The following is a 25,115-nucleotide window of genomic DNA, read 5'->3' as shown; positions in this document are numbered from 1 at the left end:
AATTTACAATGAAAGGGAAGAGCGGCTCAAGATCCGAACACCAATCACCCTTAAGACGAATAGGAATGGGAATTCTTTACTTCGTATTGGTCATTGTAGCGCTTGTTCAACTATACCCGTTAGTGTGGTTATTTCAGTTGTCACTGAAAACAAATCAGGAAGTATTTGGAATGTCGCCATTTGCTTTACCGAAATCTCCACGTTGGGAGAATTATATCAATGCATGGTTTGATGGAGGGATTAACAAATACTTTTTAAATAGTGTTTGGTATACCGTTGTTGCCGTTTTGTTAACATTGATTCTAGCAAGTTTTGTTACGTTTGCATTGACGAGAATGGAGTGGAAATTGAAAGGTGTTGTTTTAGCTTTATTTATGATCGCCTATATGATTCCGCTGCATTCGACATTAATTCCATTATTTAATATTTACAATAAAATTAACTTAATTGATAATCCAGTCTCTATTATTCTTTCGTATACGACATTTAACTTGCCGATTACCATTATGATTTTATTAGGTTTTTACCAATCATTGCCGAGGGAAATTGAAGAAGCAGCTGTTATCGATGGCTGCTCGATCCATAAAATCTTTTTCCGAATTACATTACCGATGACTGTACCGATTCTTTCCACCACAGCCATCATTAACATGATTTACAATTGGAATGAATTCGTGTTTGTGAACACGTTCATTAGTTCGGAGAAATGGAAAACAATTACAGTAGGGGTAAATAACTTTGTTGGGCAATACTTAACCGATTGGGGAGCCATTGGAGCTACCCTAGTGATCAGTATTTTGCCGATTTTGATTGTTTATTTGTTCTTGAGTGATCGTATTATTGAGGGATTAGTTGCTGGTTCGGTAAAAGGGTAATATTCAGTAGGGAGTATGCAAATAGGGTTATTTCTAGCCAGCAAGTTTATCTCTTTTCAAGATTCTATTTCTATATCATCTATATACTTCGCATGCCAACTCGTCTGTGTAAAGAGTCGTTATATAAAGTTTGTTTGTGATATATACAAACTATTCTAACCACAGTATAAACGTAGAAAGGATTGCTTTGCTCAGTTGGGAAAGGGGGAGGAATTTTGGATATTTCCAAAAAAATATGGACTCAACTTCATGAAAAAGACGTTCTTTTGTTCACGTTGATGAATGACCGCGGCATGGAACTATCGGCGACGAATTATGGCTGCATTGTGACGAAACTGCTTGTCCCGGATCGGAATGGAAACGTCGAGAACGTTGTACTTGGATTTAACGACTTTGATCCATATTTGACGAATACCCCTTACTTTGGGGCGGTGATCGGCCGGGTAGCAGGACGTATTCAAGGGGCTAGCTTTGAACTTGATGGCGTCACGTATCAATTAGCGAAAAACGAAAACAACAACCATCTGCATGGCGGTCCGAATGGATTCCACCGCGTACTTTGGGAGGCGGAGCCCATCCAGCGCGACAATGGGGTCGGGGTGATCTTTTCCTATACGAGTCCAGACGGGGAAGAAGGATATCCTGGAACAGTGAATGTTCAAGTGACGTATTGGCTTAATAATGACAACGAATGGATCGTCACCTATCGAGCCCATTCGGACCAAACGACATTGTTCAACTTGACAAATCATACGTATTTTAACTTAAGCGGTAACTTAAAAAGGGATATTTTGGACCATACGTTAACGATCCAAAGTTCGCGCGTGTTAGAGTTGAATAAGGAATTGATTCCAACCGGAGCAGTCATCGATGTCGCCGGCACACCGTTTGATTTGCGTCAAGGAAAGAGAGTAAGAGAGGCAGTCGAATCGGGACATCCGCAAATTGAACTTGTCGGGCAAGGATACGATCATCCGTTTTGGCTTGACCGGCATCATGACAAAGAAATTGTGCTCTATGACGACGAGAGTGGGAGGATGTTGACAGTCGAGACGGATGAAGTCGGTGTGGTGGTGTACACGTCAAACCAATTGCCGGAAGGGCTCGATCTTAACGGTGCGCCATCGCGAAAATATTTGGGCATCTGCCTTGAAACCCAAGGGTTGCCAGATGCGATTCACCATGCACAGTTTCCGTCTTGGGTACTGTCAGCAAATGAGGAGCGGGTATCAACGACGATGTATCGGTTTGGCATAGCTGAATAAATGGGAGGATGGCATGTCTAGATTGGAAATGATTGAACATGTTGAGACGCCTCGCAAGGTGGTCGCCATAACGTTCGATGATGGACCAAATCCGGTTTATACGTTAAAGGTGCTAGATATATTTGAGAAGATAGCGGGAAAGGTGACCTTTTTCATGATTGGGCGTCATATGGAGGAACATCCCGAAATTGTAGAAGCTGTCAAATTACAGGGGCATGAAATTGGCAATCATACGTATTCGCATGCTAGACTGACCTCTTTAGATGAAGATGACTGCTTGCAAGAGATGGAGCGAACGGATGCAATGATTGCTGCTATGACTGGGAGAAAGGCTGTTATCTTCCGTCCACCCTATCTTGACTATAATGAAACCGTTATCTCAATGTGCCATCATTTCGGCTATAAGATGATTGGTGCTCTTAATACTGATGCGCTAGACTGGGAGCAACCTGGTGTCGATTATATTGTTCAGAAGACCCGCAATCATATAAAAAATGGAAGCATCCTGCTTTTCCATGATGGATTTGGGGATCGTTCGCAAACGATCCAAGCTGTTAAAATACTCGTTTCAGAGTTGCGGTTGCAAGGATATGAATTTGTCACCATCAGCGAGTTATTACAGTTGCAGACGATGGATTAAATAATCTAGGTGATCCCTCTACCAAATTAACATTCTATCGATTGCTATTAAAATGATGCTGTTTGCGTGATAAAAGGATAAAGAGGAGAAAAGGAGAGAGAAAAATGATTATGCCAAACAATCTATTTTTTAACGCCCACCATTCACCGGTTGGAGCGTTTTCCAGCTTCACATTAGGGTTTCCGGGAAAAAGCGGGGGATTGGATCTCGAACTCGCCCGTCCACCGCGGCAAAACGTATTTATTGGCGTAGAATCGTTACATGAATCGGGATTATATCACGTTCTACCATTTTGGGAGACATCGGGAGAAGATGAAAGTAAACGGTATGACATTGAAAATCCCGACCCGAATCCGCAAAAACCGAACATTTTAATCCCGTTTGCCAAAGAGGAGATTCAACGCGAATTTCATGTGGCAACAGATACATGGAAGGCTGGAGATTTAACGTTTACGATTTATTCTCCTGTAAAAGCGGTGCCAGATCCGGAAACCGCGGACGAGGAAGCACTCAAGCTGGCGTTGGTTCCAGCTGTAATCGTTGAGATGAAGATTGATAATACAAATGGAACGAGAGCACGGCGGGCGTTTTTCGGGTTCGAAGGCACCGATCCGTATACTTCGATGCGGCGAATCGATGAGACATGCCCGCAACTGCGCGGAGTTGGGCAAGGGCGAATTGTTGGCATCGTTTCCAAAGACGAGGATGTTCGCTCCGCGTTGCATTTTAGTATGGAAGATATTTTAACGGCGCAGCTCGAAGAAAACTGGACGTTTGGGCTTGGAAAAGTCGGTGCGTTAATTGTCGATGTTCCAGCGGGTGAAAAGAAAACGTATCAGTTTGCTGTTTGTTTTTATCGTGGCGGTTACGTGACAGCGGGAATGGATACTTCTTATTTCTATACTCGTTTCTTTAATAATATTGAGGAAGTCGGCCTTTATGCGTTAGAGAAGGCAGAAGTGCTGAAGGAGCAATCGTTTCGTTCGAACGAACTCATTGAAAAAGAATGGCTCTCCGATGATCAAAAGTTTATGATGGCGCATGCCATTCGCAGTTATTACGGCAATACACAGCTGCTTGAGCATGAAGGAAAGCCGATTTGGGTTGTCAACGAAGGCGAGTACCGCATGATGAATACGTTTGATTTGACCGTCGACCAACTGTTTTTTGAGTTGAAGATGAATCCATGGACGGTGAAAAATGTCCTTGACTTATATGTCGAACGCTATAGTTACGAGGATGGTGTTCGTTTTCCGGGAGAAGAGACAGAATATCCGGGTGGCATCAGTTTTACTCATGACATGGGAGTAGCGAATACGTTCTTGCGCCCGCACCACTCGTCATACGAGCTATATGGCCTTAGCGGTTGCTTCTCGCATATGACGCACGAACAGCTCGTCAACTGGGTGCTTTGCGCTGCGGTGTACATTGAACAAACCAAAGACTGGGCATGGCGCGACAAGCGGCTTGCCATCTTAGAACAGTGTCTAGAAAGCATGGTTCGCCGCGATCATCCCGATCCGGAAAAACGGAATGGCATTATGGGATTGGATAGTACTCGCACGATGGGCGGAGCGGAAATTACGACGTATGACAGTTTGGACGTTTCCCTCGGCCAAGCCCGCAACAATTTATATTTAGCAGGTAAATGTTGGGCAGCCTATGTAGCGCTTGAGAAATTATTCCATGATGTCGGCAAGGAAGAATTGGCCGCGCTGGCGGGAGAGCAGGCAGAAAAATGTGCGGCGACAATCGTCAGCTATGTGACTGATGATGGGTACATCCCGGCTGTCATGGGAGAAGGAAACGACTCCAAAATCATCCCAGCTATCGAGGGGCTTGTGTTCCCTTATTTCACTAATTGTCATGAGGCGTTAAACAAAGACGGCCGCTTCGGAGAATATATTCAAGCCTTGAACGCTCATTTGCGTTATGTGCTTCGGGAAGGAATTTGTTTGTTCCCGGATGGAGGATGGAAGATTTCCTCAACGAGCAACAACTCGTGGCTGAGCAAAATTTACTTATGCCAGTTTATCGCCCGCCATCTGTTAGGTTGGGAGTGGGACGAACAAGGCAAACGGGCCGATGCTGCCCATGTTGCATGGCTTACTCATCCAACGCTTTCGATTTGGAGTTGGAGTGACCAAATCATCGCTGGTGAAATTAAAGCCAGCAAATATTATCCGCGCGGCGTGACAAGCATTTTATGGCTTGAGGAGGGGGAATGAGCGTGAGTCAATCGCTCCCCTCCCTCCGTGAAGTATTTGCGAATGACTTTCGCATTGGAGCGGCAGTTAATCCGGTGACCATTGAATCACAAAAACAGCTGTTGATTAGCCACGTCAACAGCCTTACAGCCGAAAACCATATGAAGTTCGAACACCTTCAGCCGGAAGAAGGGCGGTTCACGTTTGACATCGCCGATCGAATCGTCGATTTCGCTCGTTCCCATCACATGGCGGTTCGCGGGCATACGCTCGTATGGCATAACCAAACGCCGGATTGGGTGTTTCAGGATGGTCAAGGTCATTTCATCAGCAGGGATGTGTTGCTTGAGCGGATGAAGTCCCACATTTCCGCAGTTGTACGGCGGTACAAGGGGAAAGTGTATTGCTGGGATGTGGTCAACGAAGCGGTGGCTGACGAGGGGAGCGAATGGTTGCGTTCATCGAAGTGGCGCCAAATCATTGGGGACGATTTTATTGAACAGGCGTTTCTCTGTGCTCATGAAGCCGACCCAGACGCGTTGTTGTTTTACAATGATTATAATGAATGTTTTCCGAAAAAACGCGAGAAGATCTATACACTAGTTAAATCTTTGCGAGACAAAGGGATTCCCATTCACGGCATCGGTATGCAGGCGCATTGGAGCCTGACGCGCCCGTCATTGGACGAAATTCGAGCAGCCATTGAACGATATGCGTCTCTCGATGTGGTTCTTCACATTACGGAGCTTGATGTATCTATGTTTGAATTTCACGACCATCGCAAGGACTTAGCTGCCCCTACAAACGAAATGATCGAACGACAGGCAGAGCGGTACGAACAAATTTTCACTCTATTCAAGGAGTATCGTGACGTAATTGAAAGTGTAACATTTTGGGGAATGGCCGATGACTATACGTGGCTCGATCACTTTCCGGTGCAAGGGAGAAAAAACTGGCCATTTTTGTTTGATGAACAACACGAACCGAAGTCAGCTTTTTGGAGAGTGGCGAGTATCTAACTTCTAGTTGCTTTGAAAGCATACTATATAGCGAAGAGGGGAGAAAATAGAGTTTAGTTCCCCTCTTCCATAATAATTAAGGAACTTTCAGAAAAATGTTGAATTAGGGAAGATTTTTCGTTATAATCAAAATAAAACAGGTATACTAGTATTACTAGTAATCAAATTTTATGTAAGACGGTATGTTTGCCCTTTTCGAAACTAGGAGATATTATTTCCAAACTAGTATACTAGAATGTTAATTTTGTGACCGATAATCAAATTTGTATGACCAAAAGAGAAAAAAGCAGGTTGTTTACAAGGCTAGTGAAAAACGGCCATCCCTTTAGCTAGCGTACAATTCATCCAAAAGGAAAGTTGCTATATTTCTCCATTTGAAAAACACCACAGGAAAGCAGGGCCTTCGGTTAAATTTATTAATATTTCGTTTGAAACCGCTTACTATCTAAGGCTTGAAAGGGGGGATTTATTTAGAGAGAGACCGATATCGTTTTTCTTTATGGTGGTTGCGAGTAAGGGGGATTTAGAAAACGGGATTGGAGGGAGAAAGGTGTTAAAAAAGGTTTTTACCACTTTAACGGTAACCGTGCTGACAGCTGGAGTGCTTGCGGGATGTACAGACAACGAATCAGCTTCATCAGGCAGCTCTAGCGAGTCGAAAGATGGAAAAGTTACTATTACAACCGTGCGTACGCTAAAAGATGATACAAAATTTCGTGATGGGGAAGATCTTAATAATAACCCGATTACACAGTGGTCGGAAAAAGAGTTAGGCATCAAATGGGAAACGCTTTGGACTGTTCCAAATGATGAACAATACAACAACAAAATCCGTTTGGCTTTATCATCAGGGCAAAAGTTGCCTGACGTATTTAAAGTGTCCGATGGGCAATTAATCAACGATTTAATCCGTTCTGGGAAAGTGATGCCAGTTGATGAAGCTATTGAGAAATATGCATCACCCAGATTAAAAGAGATTTATGAGAAATTTCCGGAAGCGTTTTATCCGGCTACGGTAGATGGGAAACGTTACGGGATTCCACGGTTCTCTGGAGGAAATGGCTCTGACTCCTTGCTTTGGATTCGCAAAGACTGGCTCGACAAGTTAGGACTCCAGCCACCAAAAACGATCGAAGATCTTGAAAAAATTATGGATGCGTTTGTCAACAAAGATCCGGATGGAAACGGAAAAAAGGATACGATCGGCTTAACGCTAGCCAGCAAAAATGGCTTGGCGACATGGCTTGCTGATGGCAGCTTTATTTTCGGCGCTTACGGCAATTATGTGCCCGGTTCATGGTCAAAAGGAGAAGATGGTTCTTTGGTCTATGGTTCCGTTCAACCGTCTATGAAAAAGGCTCTAGAAAAATTGAATGAATGGTATAAAAAGGGATATTTAGATAAAGAAGTAGGTATTTTAGATGAACAAACGGCAATTGAAAGCTTTGTTGCCGGGAAGTCTGGGATTATTTCCGCCCCGCCTTGGGCAGCTGGCTGGCCGATCACAGATGCATTGAAAAATAATCCAGGGGCTGTAGTTGAGCCATATCCGCTACCAAGCGGCCCAGACGGCAAAATTGGGCGGCGCGGTGAAGGGCTTGTCACGGGAATGTTTTTGTTTAGTAAAGATTTTAAACATATGGATAAGTTTTTTGAATACTTAGATGCTATTTATGGCTACATTTACAATGATTCGACATATTTCGAGTATGGATTGGCTGAAGGTTATGATTATGTCATTAAAGATGGAAAGCCTGTTTATGATGTAGATCAAATTCCTGGAGGAAAAATCGATCCAGGAAAGTATTTTATCATAGAAGATATCCCGACTGTTCCGTACATGCTTTACGAATTAGCAGAAGAATTGTATACAACAAAACGCGATGCTAAGAATGCGTACGACTATACAAAAATTGTTTCTCAAGGCGATTCTTACATGAAAGCAGCAACAATTGTTAATCAGCAAAACCAATACCGCATCGAAAATGAATTTACTGGACCGCCGACAAAAACAATGCAAAAACGCTTTGAATTCCTAACGAAAATGGAGCGTGAGACGTTTGCCAACATTATTTATGGCCGGGCTCCTCTCAGTGCATTTGATGATTTCGTGAAAAAGTGGGAAGAATCTGGCGGTAAAGAGATTACAAAAGAAGTGAACGAATGGTATCAATCAGTGAAAGGAGAAAAGTAAAAGAGCATGGTATAGCGGTGCGGACATGGTTGGCATAATCCATTATGACAATCGGTGTCTGCACCTATCTTTTCTTAACATGGGTATGCTTGGGAAATGCGCTTTGAACGAAGAGAAAGGGGGAGGAAATAATGCAGCCGACAGTAGATCTAAAACAGCAAACAGCGGCGGTTGGAACGCGGAAACAATGGAAGTTGAAAGGGACATGGCAGTTGCATACGATGTTGCTTCCAGCCCTTGTCATTGTATTCATTTTTCAGTACATTCCAATGTTCGGATTAGTGATGGCATTTCAAGATTATGAGCCGTGGCTTGGTTTTTTGCATTCACCTTGGGTTGGCCTTGAACATTTTAAAACGATGTTTGAATATGAAGATGCCCGTCAAGTGATATGGAATACACTTGTAATTTCCACTTTGAAAATCATTTTTAATCTTGCCATACCGCTTGCGTTCGCTTTACTACTGAATGAAATATATGTAATGAAGTTTAAACGGACTGTCCAGACGATCGTTTATTTACCGCATTTTTTGTCTTGGGTTATCTTAGGCGGTATTTTGATTGATATGCTTTCCCCAGAAGGGGGCATGGTCAATCGCGTGCTGACGGCATTATTTGGTGTTGAGCCGATTTTCTTTCTCGGTGATAATGATTGGTTTCGCACAGTTGTTGTCGTGACTGATGTTTGGAAAGAATGTGGGTTTAATACGATCGTGTTTTTAGCTGCTCTTACTTCAATTAATCCATCATTGTATGAAGCTGCAATTGTTGATGGGGCGAATCGTTGGCAGCAAACCATTTACATTACCTTGCCTTCCATGTTGCCGATTATCATCGTTGTGGGGACTTTATCGTTAGGAAACATTTTAAATGCGGGGTTTGATCAAATTTTAAACTTGTACAACCCACTCGTTTACAAAACGGGTGATATTATCGATACGTACGTTTACCGCGTCGGTCTTTTAAACGGGGATTTTAGCTATGCGACGGCCATTGGGTTATTTAAATCGATCATTAGCTTTATTTTAGTAGTGACAGGATATCGTCTCGCCTATAAGTATGCTAACTATAAAATTTTTTAAGGGAGGGGAGGCATATGCATCATCATTATCAAAAAAGCTTGTCCTACAAAATATTTACTATTTTTAACTATACTTTTTTAACGGTTGCTGCTTTGCTTTGTATTTTGCCTCTTATTCATATTTTAGCTGTTTCTTTTAGCGGCAGTGCAGCAGCAACGGCCAATCTTGTCGGGCTTTGGCCAGTCGATTTTACGCTTGATGCGTACGAAAAAACGATCGGGAACGAAAACTTTTTGCGCTCCCTCTGGAATTCCTTTTTACGGGTCGTATTAGGGACAGCCATTTCCATGGCAGTCATGTTGTGCGCAGCTTATCCGTTATCCAAAAGCGACAAAGCATTTCGTGGACGAAAAATTTATATGTGGTTTTTCGTTTTTACTATGCTGTTCCATGGTGGGCTTGTTCCGACCTATATGGTTGTGACAAAGCTCGGATTGACTGATACGATTTGGGCGCTCATTTTGCCGTCTGCGGTCAGCTCGTTCAACTTAATTTTGCTTATTAACTTTTTCCGTACATCGGTGCCGAAATCGCTTGAGGAAGCTGCTTTAATGGATGGGGCAAATCACTTCACGATTTTCTGGAAAATTTATTTACCAATCTCTGTGCCAGCGATTGCGACGATTTCACTCTTTACAATGGTATTCCATTGGAATTCATGGTTTGACGGCATAATTTATATGTCCGATGTCAAGCATTATCCGTTGTCCACTTTTTTGCAAACGATTATTGTCCAACAAGACTTTACTAAAATGAGTGTTGATGCAGAGACATTACAAAACTTGTCCGAACGAACAGTGAAAGCAGCACAAATTTTTATTGCTGCGTTGCCAATGCTAGCCGTTTATCCATTTGTACAAAAATTCTTTGTCAAGGGGATTGTCTTAGGAGCGGAAAAAGAATAAGAGGGGGAAGTGAACATGCCAACGGAATACGAACCTTGCTGGCTAAGATATGTGCAAAATGATAAGTATAAAGATAATCAATTGGTGTTTACAACGATCGTAGCAAAAGGAGAGTCTCCGATCTTCGGCGCTGCGGTGGAAGAGTTAAGAATTGGTATTACATCGATGCTAGGCCTCGAGCCGCAGGTGGTGCCAGAGATGAAACAAACAAGCTTCATTTGGCTTGGAACACTTGACGATGAGGAGCTAAAACAGCAATCGCTCGACAGGGAGAGGGCAGCACTTATTCATCCAGAAGGGTATGTCATCCGATCAGATGTCCACGATGGACAATCACGTATCTACATTGCTGGGAAGACAGACAAAGGTGTGTTGTATGCGGTGTTTCATTTCCTCCGTCTGTTGCAAATGAAAAAGAATGTACACAATTTGTCGATCGTTGAGCAACCAAAAAATAAATTGCGAATGATCAATCATTGGGACAACATGGATGGCAGCATAGAACGCGGGTATGCGGGACAGTCGGTTTTCTTTGCTGATGGTCAGTTTGTGAAACAAAAACAGCGGATCAAAGATTATGCCCGGTTGCTTGCCTCAGTTGGTATTAACGCCATTTCGATCAATAATGTGAACGTTCACCAACTAGAGACAAAATTAATTGCGGAAGAGTGGCTGCCAGAAGTGGCGAAAGTGGCTGATATTTTTCGGGTGTATGGCATCAAACTGTTTTTGAGCATTAACTATGCCAGCCCTATAGAGATCGGAGGGCTTTCGACCGCGGATCCTCTTGATCCAAATGTACAGCAGTGGTGGAAGAAGACCGTTGCACGCATTTACCGCTATATCCCTGATTTTGGAGGTTTTGTAGTCAAGGCAGATTCTGAGTTTCGACCTGGCCCGTTTACATATGGACGTAACCATGCCGAGGGAGCAAACATGCTGGCAGAAGCATTGGCACCGTTTGGTGGTATTGTCGTGTGGAGATGTTTTGTTTATAACTGTCAGCAAGATTGGCGTGACCGGACAACTGACCGGGCGAAAGCGGCATATGATCACTTTCAGCCGTTAGATGGACAGTTTCATGAGAATGTCATCTTGCAAATTAAAAACGGTCCAATGGATTTTCAAGTAAGGGAGCCAGTTTCTCCGTTATTCGGAGCCATGCCGAAAACGAATCAAATTCTAGAAGTGCAAATCACTCAAGAATATACCGGTCAACAAAAGCATTTATGCTACCTCGTTCCACAATGGAAAGAGGTGCTGGAATTTGATACGTATGCTAAAGGAAAAGGTTCAGAAGTGAAGAAGGTGATTGGCGGCTCGCTATTTGGTTATCGATATAGTGGGATGGTCGGGGTGTCAAATATTGGTGATGATCCGAACTGGACCGGGCATACATTGGCGCAAGCCAACTTATACGGGTTTGGGCGACTTGCTTGGAATCCAGATTTGTCGACCGAAGAGATTACGAGTGAATGGATTGTGCAAACGTTTGGAGATGATCCGCAAGTGGTCGAACAGATCAGCCAGATGTTGCTAGATTCGTGGCGAATTTACGAAAGCTATACCGCTCCGCTCGGTGTTGGTTGGATGGTGAATCCGGGACATCATTATGGACCGAATGTGGATGGATATGAATACTCACACTGGGGAACGTACCACTATGCTGACCGTGATGGAATCGGAGTAGACCGGACGGTTGCGACGGGGACAGGGTATACAGCGCAATACTTTCCAGAGAATGCAGCTATGTATGAATCGTTAGATACGTGTCCTGATGAGTTGCTCTTATTTTTCCATCATGTTCCATATACTCATCGGTTAAAATCAGGCGAAACAGTGATCCAACATATTTATAACACCCACTTTGATGGGGTGGAACAAGCAAGGCGGTTAAAGGAGCGGTGGGAACAGCTAAAAGGAAAAATTGATGAAAAACGGTACACTGATGTGTTAAATCGACTCATTCTTCAAATTGAGCATGCCAAAGAATGGAGAGATGTCATCAACACATACTTTTACCGTAAGTCGGGGATTGCTGACCAATATGGGCGGAAAATTTATCGATGAATAGGAGGGGGAGCGGATGAAGGTCGTGAAAGTGCCAAATAGCGGGCAAATGCGATTTAAAAAGAACTGGAAGTTTTGTGTTGGTACTGGGCGACTGGGTCTTGCCTTGCAAAAGGAATATCTTGATCACTTAAAGCTCGTGCAAGAGAAAATCGGATTTCAATACATCCGCGGCCATGGTTTGCTCTCCGATGATGTCGGAATTTATCGGGAAGTCGAAATCAACGGGGAAATCCGGCCGTTTTACAACTTTACGTACATCGATCGAATTTTTGACTCGTATTTAGCTTTGAATATCCGGCCGTTTATTGAACTTGGATTTATGCCAAACGCGCTTGCATCGGGAGATCAAACCGTTTTTTATTGGAAAGGTAACGTTACGCCTCCAAACGATTATAACAAGTGGCGTGACCTCATTGTAGCGGTCGTTTCTCATTTCGTGGAGCGATATGGAGTTGAGGAAGTGCGAACGTGGCCGTTTGAAGTATGGAATGAACCGAATTTAGTAAACTTTTGGAAAGACGCTGATAAGGAAGAGTATTTCAAGCTGTATGAAATAACAGCAAGAGCGGTAAAAAGTGTAGATCCATATCTGCAAGTAGGGGGACCAGCCATTTGCGGAGGAAGTGATGAATGGATTACGGACTTTCTCCATTTCTGTGCCGAACGGGAGGTTCCTGTTGATTTTGTCAGCCGTCATGCTTATACATCGAAGGCACCGCATAAAAAAACGTTTGAGTATTACTATCAAGAGCTCGAACCGCCTGAGGATATGTTGGAGCAGTTCAAAACGGTTCGCGCGCTAATCCGTCAGTCGCCTTTCCCGCATTTGCCATTGCATATTACGGAATATAATACATCTTACAGTCCGATTAACCCGATTCATGACACAGCGCTCAATGCCGCGTACATCGCCCGTATTTTGAGCGAGGGTGGAGAGTACGTTGACTCGTTTTCGTATTGGACGTTCAGTGATGTATTTGAGGAGATGGAAGTTCCGAAAGCATTGTTCCACGGTGGATTCGGTTTAGTAGCGCTTCATTCGATTCCAAAACCGACGTTTCACACGTTTATGTTCTTTAATGCGCTAGGCGACGAAGTGTTGTACCGGGATGCAGAGATGATTGTGACAAGGCGAAAAGATGGATCGATTGCCGCGGTGATTTGGAATTTAGTAATGGAAAAAGGAGGAGGATTTACAAAAGAAGTGCAACTCGTCGTCCCAGTTCCGTTTTCTTCAATCGCATTTATCAAACGGCAAACGGTTAATGAACAGTACGGGAACCCGTGGAGGGTCTGGAAGCAGATGGGGCGGCCTCGCTTTCCGAATCGACAAGCAGTGGAAACGCTTCGACAAGTAGCGCAGCCTCATGTGATGACAGAGCAGAGAAAGGCAACAGACGGCATGATTCACTTATCTATTATTCTAACAAAAAATGAAGTGACGTTAATCGAGATTGAGCAGGTTCGGGATGAAACAAGCACCTATATCGGCTTAGATGATAGTGAAATGACATCGTATTCTTCATCTGAATGATATACAACAAATCGTTGCAGCGGAGGGATGAGATGGACGTCGTCACGATTGGGGAATCGATGGCCGTATTGACACCGACAAGCGGTGGATTCATGAGGCAGGCGATCACCTTTACAAGACAAATCGGCGGTGCGGAATCGAATGTGGCTGTCGGCCTTGCCCGCTTAGGCCATCGAGTCGGTTGGATTAGCAAAGTGGGAGACGATGAGTTCGGGAAAGCGATTTTGTCTTTTCTGCAAGGTGAAGGCGTGGATGTCAGCCAGGTGAAAGCCGATCTGGAAGCGCCAACCGGTATTTACTTTAAGGAAAAAAGACGTCCAGGCGATACTAGGGTGTATTACTATCGCCGGGGATCGGCGGCAAGCCGGTTGACGCCTAATGATTTGGATGAGGAATATATCGCTAAGGCGAAGTATTTGCATATTACCGGGATTACTCCAGCGCTAAGCAGGAGCTGCCAAGAAACGATTTTGGCGGCAATTGCCATGGCTCGCCGTCACGGAGTGAAAATTGTCTTTGATCCGAATTTGCGCTTGAAGCTGTGGCGCGAAGCAAATGAAGCGAGAGAGATGCTTCTTCGTATTGCTGTTCAATCGGATATCGTTCTCCCTGGGGTTAGTGAAGCTGCGTTTTTGTTCGGTGATCGATCGATTGAAGAGTGGGGGAAACGGTTGCTCGATGCTGGCGCATCGCTTGTTGTCATTAAACTTGGTGCAAGCGGAGCACATTATTTTACAAGCGGTGCAAATGAATATGTTCCTGGATTTCCTGTTGAGCAGATTATTGATCCGGTCGGTGCTGGTGACGGATTTGCAGCTGGATTGTTATCTGGATTGCTTGATGGACTCAGTCTGACCGAGGCTGTCCGACGGGGGAATGCAGTCGGGGCGCTAGTAACGATGGTTGAAGGCGATGTGGACGGGATGCCGGAGAGGGATGAAGTAAAGCGGCTCATTGACCGCCAAGGGGAAGATGTCACCCGGTAAGAAGGAGGAAGATCTTTATGGATGTATTGACAACGATCAAAAAAATTGGCATCGTGCCTGTTGTCCGTGGCGCGACAGTGGACAATATTCTCCCAATTGCCTTTGCCCTGCGTCAGGGAGGGATTCCAATCATTGAAATTACGATGGAAACCACTGAAGCCCTAGCAGCACTGGAAAAGGCTACAAATGAATTAAACGATATGCTTATCGGAGCTGGGACGGTGCTTGATTCCGAGACAGCGCAGCAAGCTATTTTTGCGGGAGCACGATTTATCGTTTCACCGTCACTCTCTGTCGATGTGATTAAGGTAACAAAACAGCATCAAGCTATAAGTATTGCCGGTGGACTGACGCCGACAGAAATCGTCACTGCGTTTCAACATGGGGCTGATATGGTGAAGATATTTCCGGCTCATGTCTTTGGGCCAAAGTATATTCAAAGTTTAAAAGATCCGCTCCCTCATATTCCTCTAATGGTAACAGGAGGGATAAACCGAGAAACGGTCGGAGAGTATATAAAAGCAGGGGCAGATGTGGCTGGTATTGGAGGCTCGTTAGTGAATGTCAAACACGGGTGGGCGGCCGATGAATTAGAAGCCATTACCCAACGGGCTACCGAACTTGTTTCAATCATACAAAAGGAACGGAAAGAGGAAATGCATGCGTAGACCGTAGAGAAATTTGACAGGAAATATTCCTTTTATTACATTTGTAAAAAAGAAACAGTATATAACGAACGAAGCTTGTTTCTACCATACTAGTATATAAAAAAGGAGAATCAAAAGGTGATTTTTTCTGCTCAACAAAGCCAACAAATTAAAAATTCTGTCAGAGGTTCGGCACGTGACCAGTTGTATGACATGTTGAAGGAAAAGATTTTACGGCTTGAGCTGGAACCGGGAACGAAAATTTCAGAAAAAGAAATTGCCGAACAGCTCCATATTAGCCGTACTCCAGTGCGGGAAGCGTTCTTAAAACTGGCGCAAGATGAGTTGCTTGATATTATTCCTCAAAGTGGAACGATTGTTTCACGTATTAATTTGGAATATGTGGAAGAAGGACGATTGATTCGTGAGGTCGTTGAAAAGGAAGTAGCTGCTTTAGCGTGCGTAAAGTTTCGCGAGGATCATTTATTTCAGTTGGAAAAAAATATTACGATGCAAGAGTTATGTGTCGAAAGAGGGAACTTCCTTGAACTTTTTGAGCTGGATGAAGCGTTTCATCAGCTTATTTATGACGGATGCCGTATGTCTCGTTCATGGAAAATGATTCAAAATTTAAACATTCATTTTAATCGTTTGCGTGTGCTCCGACTCTCTTCAAATTTAGATTGGGATATTATTATTTCTCATCATAAGCAAATTTGCCAATTGATTGCGAATAAGGAAGCAGATAAGGTGCGTCAAGTGATGGAGGAACATTTGCGGCTTGTTGAGATTGAAAAAGATATGTTGAAAAGGCAATATCCGCATTACTTTGTTTAAGTGGCTAAAAATCCCATTGACGTGAAGGGAGAGGAGAAACGATGCAGCCGTTCATTGATGATCGTTTTTTGCTGCAAAATAAACATGCCGAAGTGTTGTACCACGACTATGCCAAATCGTTGCCGATTATTGATTACCATTGCCATTTAAGTGCGAAAGAGATTGCCGAGGACCGACGGTTTCATGATATGACAGAGCTTTGGCTCGAAGGAGATCACTACAAATGGCGGGCGATGCGGGCGTTGGGGATAGAAGAAAAATATATTACAGGAAGCGCTTCTCCTGAGGAAAAGTTTCAAGCATGGGCGAAAACGGTGCCGTATTGCATTGGGAATCCACTTTATCACTGGACGCATTTAGAGTTGAAGCGCTATTTCCAAGTCGGTGTCCTCTTAAATGAGCAGACGTGGAAGGAAGTATGGGATCATTGCAACGAGTTGCTCCAACAAGAAGGATATTCAGCCCGTTCTTTCATGATTCAATCAAACGTGGAGTGGATCGGGACGACGGATGATCCGCTCGATGACCTAATGGATCATAAAAAAATCGCCCAAGACTCGTCATTTTCGATCAAGGTTGTGCCATCGTTTCGGCCTGATGCCGTTATCGAAATCAATCGGCCGTCTTTCTTGGATTACGTAAGTAAACTAGGGGAAGTGGCTGACCTATCGGTCGACGATTATGGCCAACTATTGCAAGCGCTCGAAAATCGAGTTCGTTATTTTCATGAGGCAGGATGCCGGATGGCCGATCACGGTCTTGAATCGATGCCGTACGCTGAATGCACCTTGGATGAGGCGAGGGTCATTTTTCAAAAAAGAAAAGAAGGATTTGCCCTTAGCCGAGAGGAGGAAGAAAAATATCAAACTTTCACTTTATGTTTCTTAGCCCGTTTATACTATTCTCTTGGTTGGGTGATGCAGCTGCACATTGGTTCGATTCGAAATACCAATCAAAAGATGTTCCAACAGCTTGGGCCGAATACTGGGTATGATTCGATTAACGACTTTTTCTTTGCCCAGCCGTTAAACGCTTTTCTCAATCGATTGGAACGTGACGGTCAGTTGCCAAAAACGATTGTGTATACATTAAACCCTGCTTATAACTATATTGTTGCATCAACGATCGGCAACTTTCCATCAGAAGGGGTAAAAGGGAAAGTCCAATTTGGGGCAGCCTGGTGGTTTAACGACCATCAGGATGGCATAATACGCCATCTCAATGATCTGGCCAATGTGGGAGTATTCAGCACATTTGTTGGCATGTTAACCGATTCGAGAAGCTTCTTATCTTATGTGCGTCATGAATACTTTCGCAGAATCGTATGCAATTTAATCGGCTCGTGGATTGAAAAAGGAGAGGCACCGCAAGATTATGCCTTTTTAGGGAAAATTGTCCAAGATATATGTTATTTCAATGCGAAACAGTATTTTGATTTATCGTGAACGGGGGAGGTGAGACCACAATGAAAATGACATTTCGCTGGTTTGGTAAGGATTATGATACGGTTTCATTGGCTCATATCCGTCAAATTCCAGGAGTAGAAGGAATTGTAGGAGCTTTGTATCACATTCCGGTCGGGGAAGTATGGCCACTAGAAGACATATTGGAATTAAAGCGGCAAGTGAATAAGAACGGATTTCACCTCGAGGTGATCGAGAGTGTCAACGTTCATGAAGATATTAAACTTGGCCTGCCTTCGCGGGAACGGTATATCGAAAACTATAAACAAACGATTCGCAACTTGTCGAAAGCCGGAGTGAAAGTGATCTGTTATAATTTTATGCCGATTTTCGACTGGACTCGTTCTGATTTGGCGAAAAGACGGCCTGACGGTTCAACAGTGCTTGCTTATGAGAAGCAAAAAGTTGAACAAATTGACCCCGAGGAAATGATCCGCCGCATTGAAAACGGAGCGAATGGTTTTTTGCTTCCGGGATGGGAGCCGGAACGATTGAAAACGATTAAACCGCTTTTCGCTCTATATAAAGGAGTAACGGAGGATGATTTGCTTGACCATTTGCGTTACTTTTTGGAGCAAATCGTTCCGGTCGCGGAGGAATGTGGCATCCAAATGGCGATTCACCCTGACGATCCACCGTGGTCAGTGTTTGGACTGCCGCGGATTGTAACAAATAAAGAAAACTTGAAGAAAATTATCAATATGGTCAATAGCCCAGCGAACGGACTGACGCTATGCTCTGGCTCACTCGGTGCGAATCCGGACAACGATATTCCAGACATCTTTCGTTATTTTTTGCGTATGGGGAGAGTGCCGTTTGTCCATGTACGCAATATTGAAATTCATACGAATGGCGATTTTGAGGAAACATCCCATCGCAGCTGTGATGGTTCATTGAATATATGTGAAATCGTAAAAGTGTTACACGAATCGGATTTTCAAGGATACATTCGCCCAGACCACGGCCGGATGATTTGGGGGGAACAAGCTCGCCCGGGCTATGGACTGTATGATCGGGCGCTTGGCATTATGTACTTGTTAGGTATTTGGGATAGTTTGGAAAATGAGAAAAGAAAACGGGAAGGAGACAAAACATGCTCCCAATCCATCCAAGTTTAAAAGGAAAAGTAGCAGTCGTCACAGGTGGAGGTGGGGTGCTATGCAGCTGCATGGCAAAAGAGCTCGCCCGCCAAGGGATGAAAGTAGTGATTTTAAATCGAACATTGGAGAAAGCGGAAAAAGTCAAGAATGAGATTGTTGAACAAGGGGGAGAGGCGTTAGCCATTCAATGTGATGTACTTGATGCCGGTCGTGTCAGGCAGGCTGCGGAAACAGTGGCAGAAGTATACGGACCTTGCGATGTTTTGATTAACGGAGCGGGTGGCAACCATCCACAAGGGATAACGACAAAGGAAATATTGGAGCCGCACGATCTTGAAAATCGAGAGATGACAACGTTTTTTGACTTAACGGCAAAAGGGTTTTCTTATGTTTTTGACTTAAATATTCTTGGGACCATCATTCCGACGCAACAATTTCTGAAACAGATGATCGGTAGGGGAGGGACTATCATCAATATTTCCTCGATGAGCGCCCCAAGGCCGATGACGAAAGTGCCGGCATACAGCGCAGCTAAAGCAGGGATCGAAAACTTCACGAAATGGCTGGCTGTACACGTGGCCGAAGTTGGAGTTCGTGTCAATGCGATCGCGCCAGGTTTCTTTTTAACGAAGCAGAACGAACATCTTCTCAAACGCTCAGATGGATCGTATACAGAACGAACAGAGAAAATTTTATCCCATACACCGATGAAGCGGTTAGGCAAACCGGAAGATTTATTGGGGACACTTCTTTGGCTGGTAGATTCTCAGACAAGTGGGTTTGTCACTGGGGCGGTTGTTCCTGTTGACGGCGGCTTTTTGGCTTATGCCGGAGTTTGAAGGGAGAATAAACAAAGTCTCCCTTCTTTTTTTGTCTTATGATATACTAATTTTAAAAGAAATCAAAGGTGGATGAGTTATGCGTACCGGTTTGGTGGATGGGAAGCTCTATCGGATCTGCGAATGGATTACAAGGCTCGCATACGTTAATTTGTTATGGATTTTTTTTACTATCATCGGGCTGGTGATCTTCGGGATCGCTCCAGCGACAGTGGCGCTGTTTACAATTATAAGGAAATGGATATTTTTTCATGATACAGAGATTCCAGTGCTGAAAACGTTTGCCCGTACATATAAGTGTGAATTTTGGAGAGCGAATCGGATTGGGCTGTTGCTTATGGCGATAGCGTATATTTTCTATATTGATATCATCTATCTCGCTCATGTTCCGCCAGAATGGAAACTTCCGTTTTCTGTCGCTTTGCTCATTATTTTTCTCTTTTATATGGTGATGTTGCTGTATGTGTTTCCTATTTATGTGCATTACGAATTGCGTTTTTGGCAATATATGAAGTATGCTTTTATGATTGGAATGGCCAATCCGCTTATGACACTTATCATGTTGGCTAGTGTGGGAATACTGTTTCTCATCTTGATGTATATCCCGGGTTTAATTCCATTTTTCAGTATCAGTTTGGCGGCATTGGTTGTTATGGGAAGCGCATTGCGTGTGTTTCGAAAAATGGAAGAAAAACAGGCGATATGGCAACAAGGAAAATAACATCATCTTCCGGTGAAATACAGGTATACCATTATGAAGAGGTTTGACGCATATATTGAAAAATGGACTGAGCCAAAGGAGCGTCTTTTTCGAGGAAGAATATAGGATATTGTTTTGTTGGAATTGTTCATCACGTATATATAGTCATAAAGAAGGGTGTCTCATTACTTTTGAGACACCCTTCTTTCAATTTGTGATAAGCCTCACTTATGATCGATAATAGCCCAATACGCAGGTTTTACGTTGTATTCGGGGTCGAACACAAATGGCGCATCTTTTCCATTCCCTTTTTCCACTCTCGTATATGGGGCTTTCGGGTCTACAATCACATTCCCATCAGCATCATAGTAAACATCCGCTCGACTGTCGAGCCACGTATGGTTGTCGGCGATGCCCCAGAAGGTGACGTTACTGATTTTATCGCTGAGTTTTTCATACAGCTTAAACAATCGATCATAGCGATCCGCTTGGTCCAAAAACTTTTGCTCCGGAATGGCGTCATACGACAGGTAAGCCCGCGGCGGCCAGCCGTACATGCTCACATCCAGCTCAGTAATTTGGTTGTCTAACCCTAGATCGGCAAACATGATAATCGTTTTTTCGATTTCCTCTTCAGAAGGCCAGTCAATTTGGATGTGGGACTGATGGCCAATACCATCAATGGGAATGCCCTCTTCTTTTAATTGTTTCACCAAGTTATAAAGAGCGCTTCGCTTTGGTTCAACTTCCGTATTGTAATCATTAATGTAAAGTTTAATCTTGTTGCCGCCATATTTTCTCGCTGTTTGGAACGCTACCTTAATATAATCGATGCCAGCGATTTGATACCATGGGGAATCGCGCAATTCTCCATCATCCCCGACTACCTCATTTACAACGTCCCAATATTTGATGTCATCTTTATACCGCTCGACAATCGTTTTAATATGGGTTTCGATCCGTTTTAATAACAGCTGTTTATTTTGTTCGCGTTTCACAGGGTCCGTTTCATTGACCATTGGTTGGCCTTCCTTGTCAAGAAAGAACCATTGAGGTACTTGGCTATGCCAAACGAGCGTGTGGAAACGGATATCCATATGGTGTTTTTTAGCAAACCGAACGATTTGATCCGCCTCAGCAAAATTGAATTTTCCTTCTTCCGGTTGAATATTAATCGGCTTCATAACATTCTCAGCGACAATGCTGTTAAAATGGCGTTTTAGCATTTGTGCGTCTTTCTCGTTTAGTAGCTGATAAGGTTCAACAGCCGCACCAATAGTGAATGAATCTTTGTAGCGCTGGTCCAATTGTGGGGCATGCAATGCGCTGATTTGAGGCTTTTTAGCGTATGATTGTTCAGTTTTTGCCAATGCATTCGTCATCCCTAAAGGGAGCAACAGCATAAATGAGAATCCAACTATTATCGCTTTTCGCGATCTTTTCAACATGATTTTGTCTCCTCCTTGTATAGTTATGATTCATAGCCAAACAACATAAAAAACAGAAAGCGCTTATCACTCCCTTCCTTTCATTGTTCCAACCTGTAATGGGAAGGTGTCTTATCGCGAGAAGAAGATGTTTGTAGGGAGGTTGACCTGATTTTATTTTAACAACGCCATCTTGGTTTATCAATTAAATATACTAAGTTTTGTTATTTTTTTAAAATTTATAAAAATATCTAAGAAAGGGCTTTTATTAATCTTCCTTAACTGTAAAAGTCGGAGCTAGAGGGCTTATTTATTCGATCATCAACCTTTGCAACAAAGAGGAAGAAACATAAATCATGACGTAGATTACGTTGAAAGTTGGACTCGGAGAGAAGTAGCAATTGATCTTGCCTACCATATAGTATACAAACACTTGAAAGTTTGAAAAATTCTTTATAAAATTAGTTTATATAATCAACATACTTAAACAGATGGAATCGATTGAATCTATTCAAATTTCAGAAGGGAATAGAACGATGGCTATTACTGTGCAAACTGTGATGGAACGATTAACAGCTTGCGTAGAGACCCGTTCTCCTACTGTGGATACGCTTAAATATGGTGATTCAAGCATGGAAGTAAAGGGGATTGCGGTCAGTTTCATGCCTACGTATCGTGTCATTGAACAAGCTGTTCAAGCGGGGGCAAATCTTCTCATCTCTCATGAAGGATTGTTTTATAGTCATGCTGGCGATGCTGAAACAATGAAAAATGATCCAGTGTATCAGGAAAAGGTTCGCTTGATTTGTGAGTCAGGCATTGCGATTTATCGTTTTCACGACCAATGGCACCGATATCAACCGGATGGGATTATGGTTGGTTTAGTTCGTGCTTTGGGATGGGAGTCGTATGTTTCTGAGTACCAATCAGCGGCTACGATTGTAACGATTCCTCGGATATTAGCAAGGGATATGGTGAAGTATGTGAAAGAGAGATTAAGTATTTCATTTATACGGGTTGCTGGAGATTTATCGACTATATGTACCCGCATAGGGTTGCTGGCAGGATATCGTGGCCACGGATCTTTGACGATCCCGTTGTTTGAAAAAGAGAAGCTTGATGCGATCATTTATGGGGAAGGGCCGGAATGGGAAACGCCGGAATATGTTCGAGACGCCGTGCATCAAGGAAAACGAAAGGTGTTAGTGGTGCTAGGGCATGCAGAAAGCGAAGAGCCTGGCATGAGATATTTGGCTCAAAAGTTAAGAGAAATGTTTCCCACGATTCCTGTGCATTTTATTTCAGAAAAACCACTTTTTCATTTCATGTAATTGATCAAGGAGAGGGAGAACAATGATACTTGGCAAAGGAGAAAAATTGCTGTTTATTGGCGACTCCATTACGGATTGTGGCCGGGCTAAACCAGAAGGAGAAGGGGGGATTGGAGCGCTGGGAACTGGATATGTCGCGTATGTGGACGGGCTTCTGCAGGCGGTTTATCCAGAACTGGGGATTCGAGTGGTGAATAAAGGAATTAGCGGCAATACGGTTCGAGATTTAAAAGCAAGATGGCAGGAGGATGTGATTGCTCAAAAACCGGACTGGGTATCGATCATGATTGGAATTAACGATGTTTGGCGACAGTACGATTTGCCATTCATTAAAGAAAAGCATGTATACTTAGATGAATACGAAGAAACGCTCCGTAGTCTTGTCATTGAAACAAAGCCGCTCGTTACAGGAATCATCCTTATGACCCCGTTTTATATAGAAGGGAATGAACACGATTCGATGCGCCGGACAATGGATCAGTATGGTCTCGCTGTCAAGCGAATTGCTGAAGAAACAGATAGTATATTCGTTGATACCCAAGCCGCTTTTAACAAGGTATTAAAGACACTTTATCCGGCGGCATTGGCTTGGGATCGCGTTCATCCGTCTGTTGCCGGACATATGATTCTGGCAAGAGCATTTTTGAACGCCATCGGTTTTGATTGGAACAAATCCAATGGATGAAGTAAGGACTAGTCTATATACATGCAACATGAAGAGTTAACTTCTCAGTCATCCTGCACACCCTAAGCGCTGCAGCACTTCCTCCGGACGTTCGTGGATGTAGTTGACAAACCGAGTAATGGCTTGAATGATATCGTTGCGATCCTTGTGAAATACATTGGCAATCACCGTATCTTTCAGCCATTTCCATAAGCGTTCGATCGGGTTCAGCTGTGGCGAATAGGGAGGAAGGTAAATAAAGTGAAAACACTGCCCTTCTTCCCGCAAAAACTCCTTGACCATTTTGGCATGGTGAATGCGGGCGTTATCCAACACCAAGACCATGAGACGGTCCGGATAGCGCTCTTTGAGCATTCTCAAGAAATCCAAGAACGTCGCGGCATTGGCAGCGGTCGTTTGATGAAGCACCGTTTCGCCATCGTGGATGTTGACCGCGCCAAACAGCGATACGTGGGCATGATGGCCGAACGTCGGCACTTGTTTTTGGCGGCCGACTTCCGACCATGTGGACCGCAAGACATGGTAAGAGCGGATATGTGTTTCATCAAGGTACAACAAGACCGAATCAGGATCCATTAAGTTTTTTTTTATGAAGTCGATCTGTTTCTCAAAATTCTTTTGTCGATCCGGATCGCCTTTCGCCAATGTGTAGGTCGGCCGTGTCCACGACAGCCCTTTGCGGTGCAGGAGTTTTCGCAACGCTTCGCGGGAAATGCAAACACCGAAGTGCTTTTCGACATAGGATTGCAGGAGTTTGGTGTTCCACGCCGAAGCGACGTCCCAGCCCAGTTCTACGGGAGTGGTGGTCAACACAAGCTGTTTGATCTCTTCCTGCTGTTCTTCGGTGAGAAACGGCTCCCGCCCGGGGGCGAAATCCCGATGAAGCAAGAGCTCCAGACCGCCTTCGTTGAACAGCGACACATAATGGGAAACGGTTTTCGGCACACGTTGACCATGGAGGCCACCTCTTTGCCCAAATAGCCTTCCATGACCAGGCGAACCGCCATCACCCGTTGGCGAAGAAGGGTGTTTTTGATTTTCCGTTCCTGTTTGCGAAGTGTCCGAGGTGTCCATCCGTGATCGTTGGTGATTTTGAGACGTTTCATGCAGAATTCCGCTCCTTTTCCATGCTTTTCCTTAGGAGCAGTATAACCGGAGTGGGAACCACTTATACGAAGGTTAACTTTTCAATGAGCATATATATAAAACCAGGTTGATAAAAAAATAAAAGATGAGGTGCATATATTGATGTTTAAGGTTACTAAAATACCATTATTCATCAAAAAGAAAATCCCGTGCAATTAGA

The 25,115-nt window shown here is 43.8% G+C and carries 20 protein-coding genes and 1 pseudogene; 19 read left to right on the top strand and 2 right to left on the bottom strand.

Going from position 1 to position 25,115, the window contains the following annotated elements:
• The first annotated feature begins 8 nt into the window (after positions 1-8).
• The 17 genes from IC804_RS01290 (at position 9) to IC804_RS01210 (ending at position 20,387) form a co-directional block, all read left to right on the top strand.
• Complete coding sequence (locus IC804_RS01290) at positions 9-875, top strand: carbohydrate ABC transporter permease (RefSeq protein WP_008880059.1); 867 nt, start codon at positions 9-11, stop codon at positions 873-875.
• A gap of 215 nt (positions 876-1,090) precedes the next feature.
• On the top strand, positions 1,091-2,140 hold the full coding sequence (locus tag IC804_RS01285) for an aldose epimerase family protein (RefSeq protein WP_008880060.1): 1,050 nt from the start codon (positions 1,091-1,093) through the stop codon (positions 2,138-2,140).
• A 13-nt stretch (positions 2,141-2,153) separates the two neighbouring features.
• Positions 2,154-2,780 (top strand): polysaccharide deacetylase family protein, encoded by a 627-nt coding sequence (locus tag IC804_RS01280; RefSeq protein WP_081157497.1) that lies wholly within the window; start codon positions 2,154-2,156, stop codon positions 2,778-2,780.
• 110 nt (positions 2,781-2,890) lie between these two features.
• Complete coding sequence (locus IC804_RS01275) at positions 2,891-5,008, top strand: glycoside hydrolase family 52 protein (protein WP_081157504.1); 2,118 nt, start codon at positions 2,891-2,893, stop codon at positions 5,006-5,008.
• 2 nt (positions 5,009-5,010) lie between these two features.
• Positions 5,011-6,006, top strand: a complete 996-nt coding sequence (locus IC804_RS01270; protein WP_081157505.1) for an endo-1,4-beta-xylanase — start codon at positions 5,011-5,013, stop codon at positions 6,004-6,006.
• Positions 6,007-6,556: 550 nt separating this feature from the next.
• On the top strand, positions 6,557-8,200 hold the full coding sequence (locus IC804_RS01265; RefSeq protein ID WP_190300689.1) for an extracellular solute-binding protein: 1,644 nt from the start codon (positions 6,557-6,559) through the stop codon (positions 8,198-8,200).
• Between the two features lie 131 nt (positions 8,201-8,331).
• Positions 8,332-9,282 carry an ABC transporter permease gene (locus IC804_RS01260; RefSeq protein ID WP_190300646.1) on the top strand — a complete coding sequence of 317 codons (951 nt, stop codon included), beginning with the start codon at positions 8,332-8,334 and terminating at the stop codon, positions 9,280-9,282.
• Positions 9,283-9,296: 14 nt separating this feature from the next.
• On the top strand, positions 9,297-10,187 hold the full coding sequence (locus tag IC804_RS01255; RefSeq protein ID WP_008880068.1) for a carbohydrate ABC transporter permease: 891 nt from the start codon (positions 9,297-9,299) through the stop codon (positions 10,185-10,187).
• A gap of 15 nt (positions 10,188-10,202) precedes the next feature.
• On the top strand, positions 10,203-12,257 hold the full coding sequence (locus tag IC804_RS01250) for an alpha-glucuronidase family glycosyl hydrolase (protein WP_008880069.1): 2,055 nt from the start codon (positions 10,203-10,205) through the stop codon (positions 12,255-12,257).
• Between the two features lie 16 nt (positions 12,258-12,273).
• Positions 12,274-13,794 (top strand): GH39 family glycosyl hydrolase, encoded by a 1,521-nt coding sequence (locus tag IC804_RS01245; RefSeq protein ID WP_081157500.1) that lies wholly within the window; start codon positions 12,274-12,276, stop codon positions 13,792-13,794.
• Positions 13,795-13,826: 32 nt separating this feature from the next.
• Positions 13,827-14,780 carry a sugar kinase gene (locus tag IC804_RS01240; RefSeq protein WP_008880071.1) on the top strand — a complete coding sequence of 318 codons (954 nt, stop codon included), beginning with the start codon at positions 13,827-13,829 and terminating at the stop codon, positions 14,778-14,780.
• Between the two features lie 17 nt (positions 14,781-14,797).
• Positions 14,798-15,448 carry a bifunctional 4-hydroxy-2-oxoglutarate aldolase/2-dehydro-3-deoxy-phosphogluconate aldolase gene (locus tag IC804_RS01235; RefSeq protein WP_081157501.1) on the top strand — a complete coding sequence of 217 codons (651 nt, stop codon included), beginning with the start codon at positions 14,798-14,800 and terminating at the stop codon, positions 15,446-15,448.
• Between the two features lie 117 nt (positions 15,449-15,565).
• Complete coding sequence (locus tag IC804_RS01230; RefSeq protein ID WP_008880073.1) at positions 15,566-16,264, top strand: GntR family transcriptional regulator; 699 nt, start codon at positions 15,566-15,568, stop codon at positions 16,262-16,264.
• 41 nt (positions 16,265-16,305) lie between these two features.
• Entirely contained in the window at positions 16,306-17,709 is a 1,404-nt protein-coding gene (gene uxaC / locus IC804_RS01225) for a glucuronate isomerase (protein ID WP_081157502.1), read from the top strand.
• 20 nt (positions 17,710-17,729) lie between these two features.
• Positions 17,730-18,845 (top strand): mannonate dehydratase, encoded by a 1,116-nt coding sequence (gene uxuA / locus IC804_RS01220; RefSeq protein ID WP_081157503.1) that lies wholly within the window; start codon positions 17,730-17,732, stop codon positions 18,843-18,845.
• Positions 18,821-19,666, top strand: a complete 846-nt coding sequence (locus IC804_RS01215; RefSeq protein WP_011887510.1) for an SDR family oxidoreductase — start codon at positions 18,821-18,823, stop codon at positions 19,664-19,666. Before uxuA ends, IC804_RS01215 begins: the two co-directional genes overlap by 25 nt.
• 79 nt (positions 19,667-19,745) lie before the next feature.
• Entirely contained in the window at positions 19,746-20,387 is a 642-nt protein-coding gene (locus IC804_RS01210; RefSeq protein WP_008880077.1) for a YesL family protein, read from the top strand.
• 203 nt (positions 20,388-20,590) lie between these two features.
• Here the strand turns inward: IC804_RS01210 and IC804_RS01205 are convergent, their stop codons facing one another.
• Complete coding sequence (locus tag IC804_RS01205) at positions 20,591-21,814, bottom strand: endo-1,4-beta-xylanase (protein WP_029761247.1); 1,224 nt, start codon at positions 21,812-21,814, stop codon at positions 20,591-20,593.
• Between the two features lie 515 nt (positions 21,815-22,329).
• Here IC804_RS01205 and IC804_RS01200 point away from each other — a divergent pair.
• Both IC804_RS01200 and IC804_RS01195 read left to right on the top strand, forming a co-directional pair.
• Positions 22,330-23,124 (top strand): Nif3-like dinuclear metal center hexameric protein, encoded by a 795-nt coding sequence (locus tag IC804_RS01200; RefSeq protein ID WP_081157668.1) that lies wholly within the window; start codon positions 22,330-22,332, stop codon positions 23,122-23,124.
• Between the two features lie 22 nt (positions 23,125-23,146).
• Complete coding sequence (locus IC804_RS01195) at positions 23,147-23,809, top strand: SGNH/GDSL hydrolase family protein (RefSeq protein WP_008880080.1); 663 nt, start codon at positions 23,147-23,149, stop codon at positions 23,807-23,809.
• A gap of 48 nt (positions 23,810-23,857) precedes the next feature.
• Here IC804_RS01195 and IC804_RS01190 read toward each other — a convergent pair.
• Positions 23,858-24,915, bottom strand: a pseudogene (locus IC804_RS01190) (IS630 family transposase).
• Positions 24,916-25,115 lie beyond the last annotated feature (200 nt).

Origin of the sequence: Geobacillus sp. 47C-IIb, assembly GCF_014679705.1 — a bacterium.
Taxonomy (GTDB): domain Bacteria; phylum Bacillota; class Bacilli; order Bacillales; family Anoxybacillaceae; genus Geobacillus; species Geobacillus thermodenitrificans.
The sequence above is the reverse complement of the archived record's forward strand: the minus strand, read 5'-3'. Positions and strand labels throughout refer to the sequence as shown.

Excerpts from the sequence above, each read along its gene's own strand:
- IC804_RS01290 (WP_008880059.1), top strand. The coding sequence starts at position 9 with ATGAAAGGGAAGAGCGGCTCAAGATCCGAACACCAATCACCCTTAAGA.
- IC804_RS01275 (WP_081157504.1), top strand. The coding sequence starts at position 2,891 with ATGCCAAACAATCTATTTTTTAACGCCCACCATTCACCGGTTGGAGCG.
- uxaC (WP_081157502.1), top strand. The coding sequence starts at position 16,306 with ATGCAGCCGTTCATTGATGATCGTTTTTTGCTGCAAAATAAACATGCC.
- IC804_RS01250 (WP_008880069.1), top strand. The coding sequence starts at position 10,203 with ATGCCAACGGAATACGAACCTTGCTGGCTAAGATATGTGCAAAATGAT.
- IC804_RS01260 (WP_190300646.1), top strand. The coding sequence starts at position 8,332 with ATGCAGCCGACAGTAGATCTAAAACAGCAAACAGCGGCGGTTGGAACG.
- IC804_RS01240 (WP_008880071.1), top strand. The coding sequence starts at position 13,827 with ATGGACGTCGTCACGATTGGGGAATCGATGGCCGTATTGACACCGACA.
- IC804_RS01200 (WP_081157668.1), top strand. The coding sequence starts at position 22,330 with ATGGCTATTACTGTGCAAACTGTGATGGAACGATTAACAGCTTGCGTA.
- IC804_RS01245 (WP_081157500.1), top strand. The coding sequence starts at position 12,274 with ATGAAGGTCGTGAAAGTGCCAAATAGCGGGCAAATGCGATTTAAAAAG.
- IC804_RS01280 (WP_081157497.1), top strand. The coding sequence starts at position 2,154 with ATGTCTAGATTGGAAATGATTGAACATGTTGAGACGCCTCGCAAGGTG.
- IC804_RS01235 (WP_081157501.1), top strand. The coding sequence starts at position 14,798 with ATGGATGTATTGACAACGATCAAAAAAATTGGCATCGTGCCTGTTGTC.
- IC804_RS01210 (WP_008880077.1), top strand. The coding sequence starts at position 19,746 with ATGCGTACCGGTTTGGTGGATGGGAAGCTCTATCGGATCTGCGAATGG.
- IC804_RS01215 (WP_011887510.1), top strand. The coding sequence starts at position 18,821 with ATGCTCCCAATCCATCCAAGTTTAAAAGGAAAAGTAGCAGTCGTCACA.
- IC804_RS01255 (WP_008880068.1), top strand. The coding sequence starts at position 9,297 with ATGCATCATCATTATCAAAAAAGCTTGTCCTACAAAATATTTACTATT.
- uxuA (WP_081157503.1), top strand. The coding sequence starts at position 17,730 with ATGAAAATGACATTTCGCTGGTTTGGTAAGGATTATGATACGGTTTCA.
- IC804_RS01205 (WP_029761247.1), bottom strand. The coding sequence starts at position 21,814 with ATGTTGAAAAGATCGCGAAAAGCGATAATAGTTGGATTCTCATTTATG.
- IC804_RS01195 (WP_008880080.1), top strand. The coding sequence starts at position 23,147 with ATGATACTTGGCAAAGGAGAAAAATTGCTGTTTATTGGCGACTCCATT.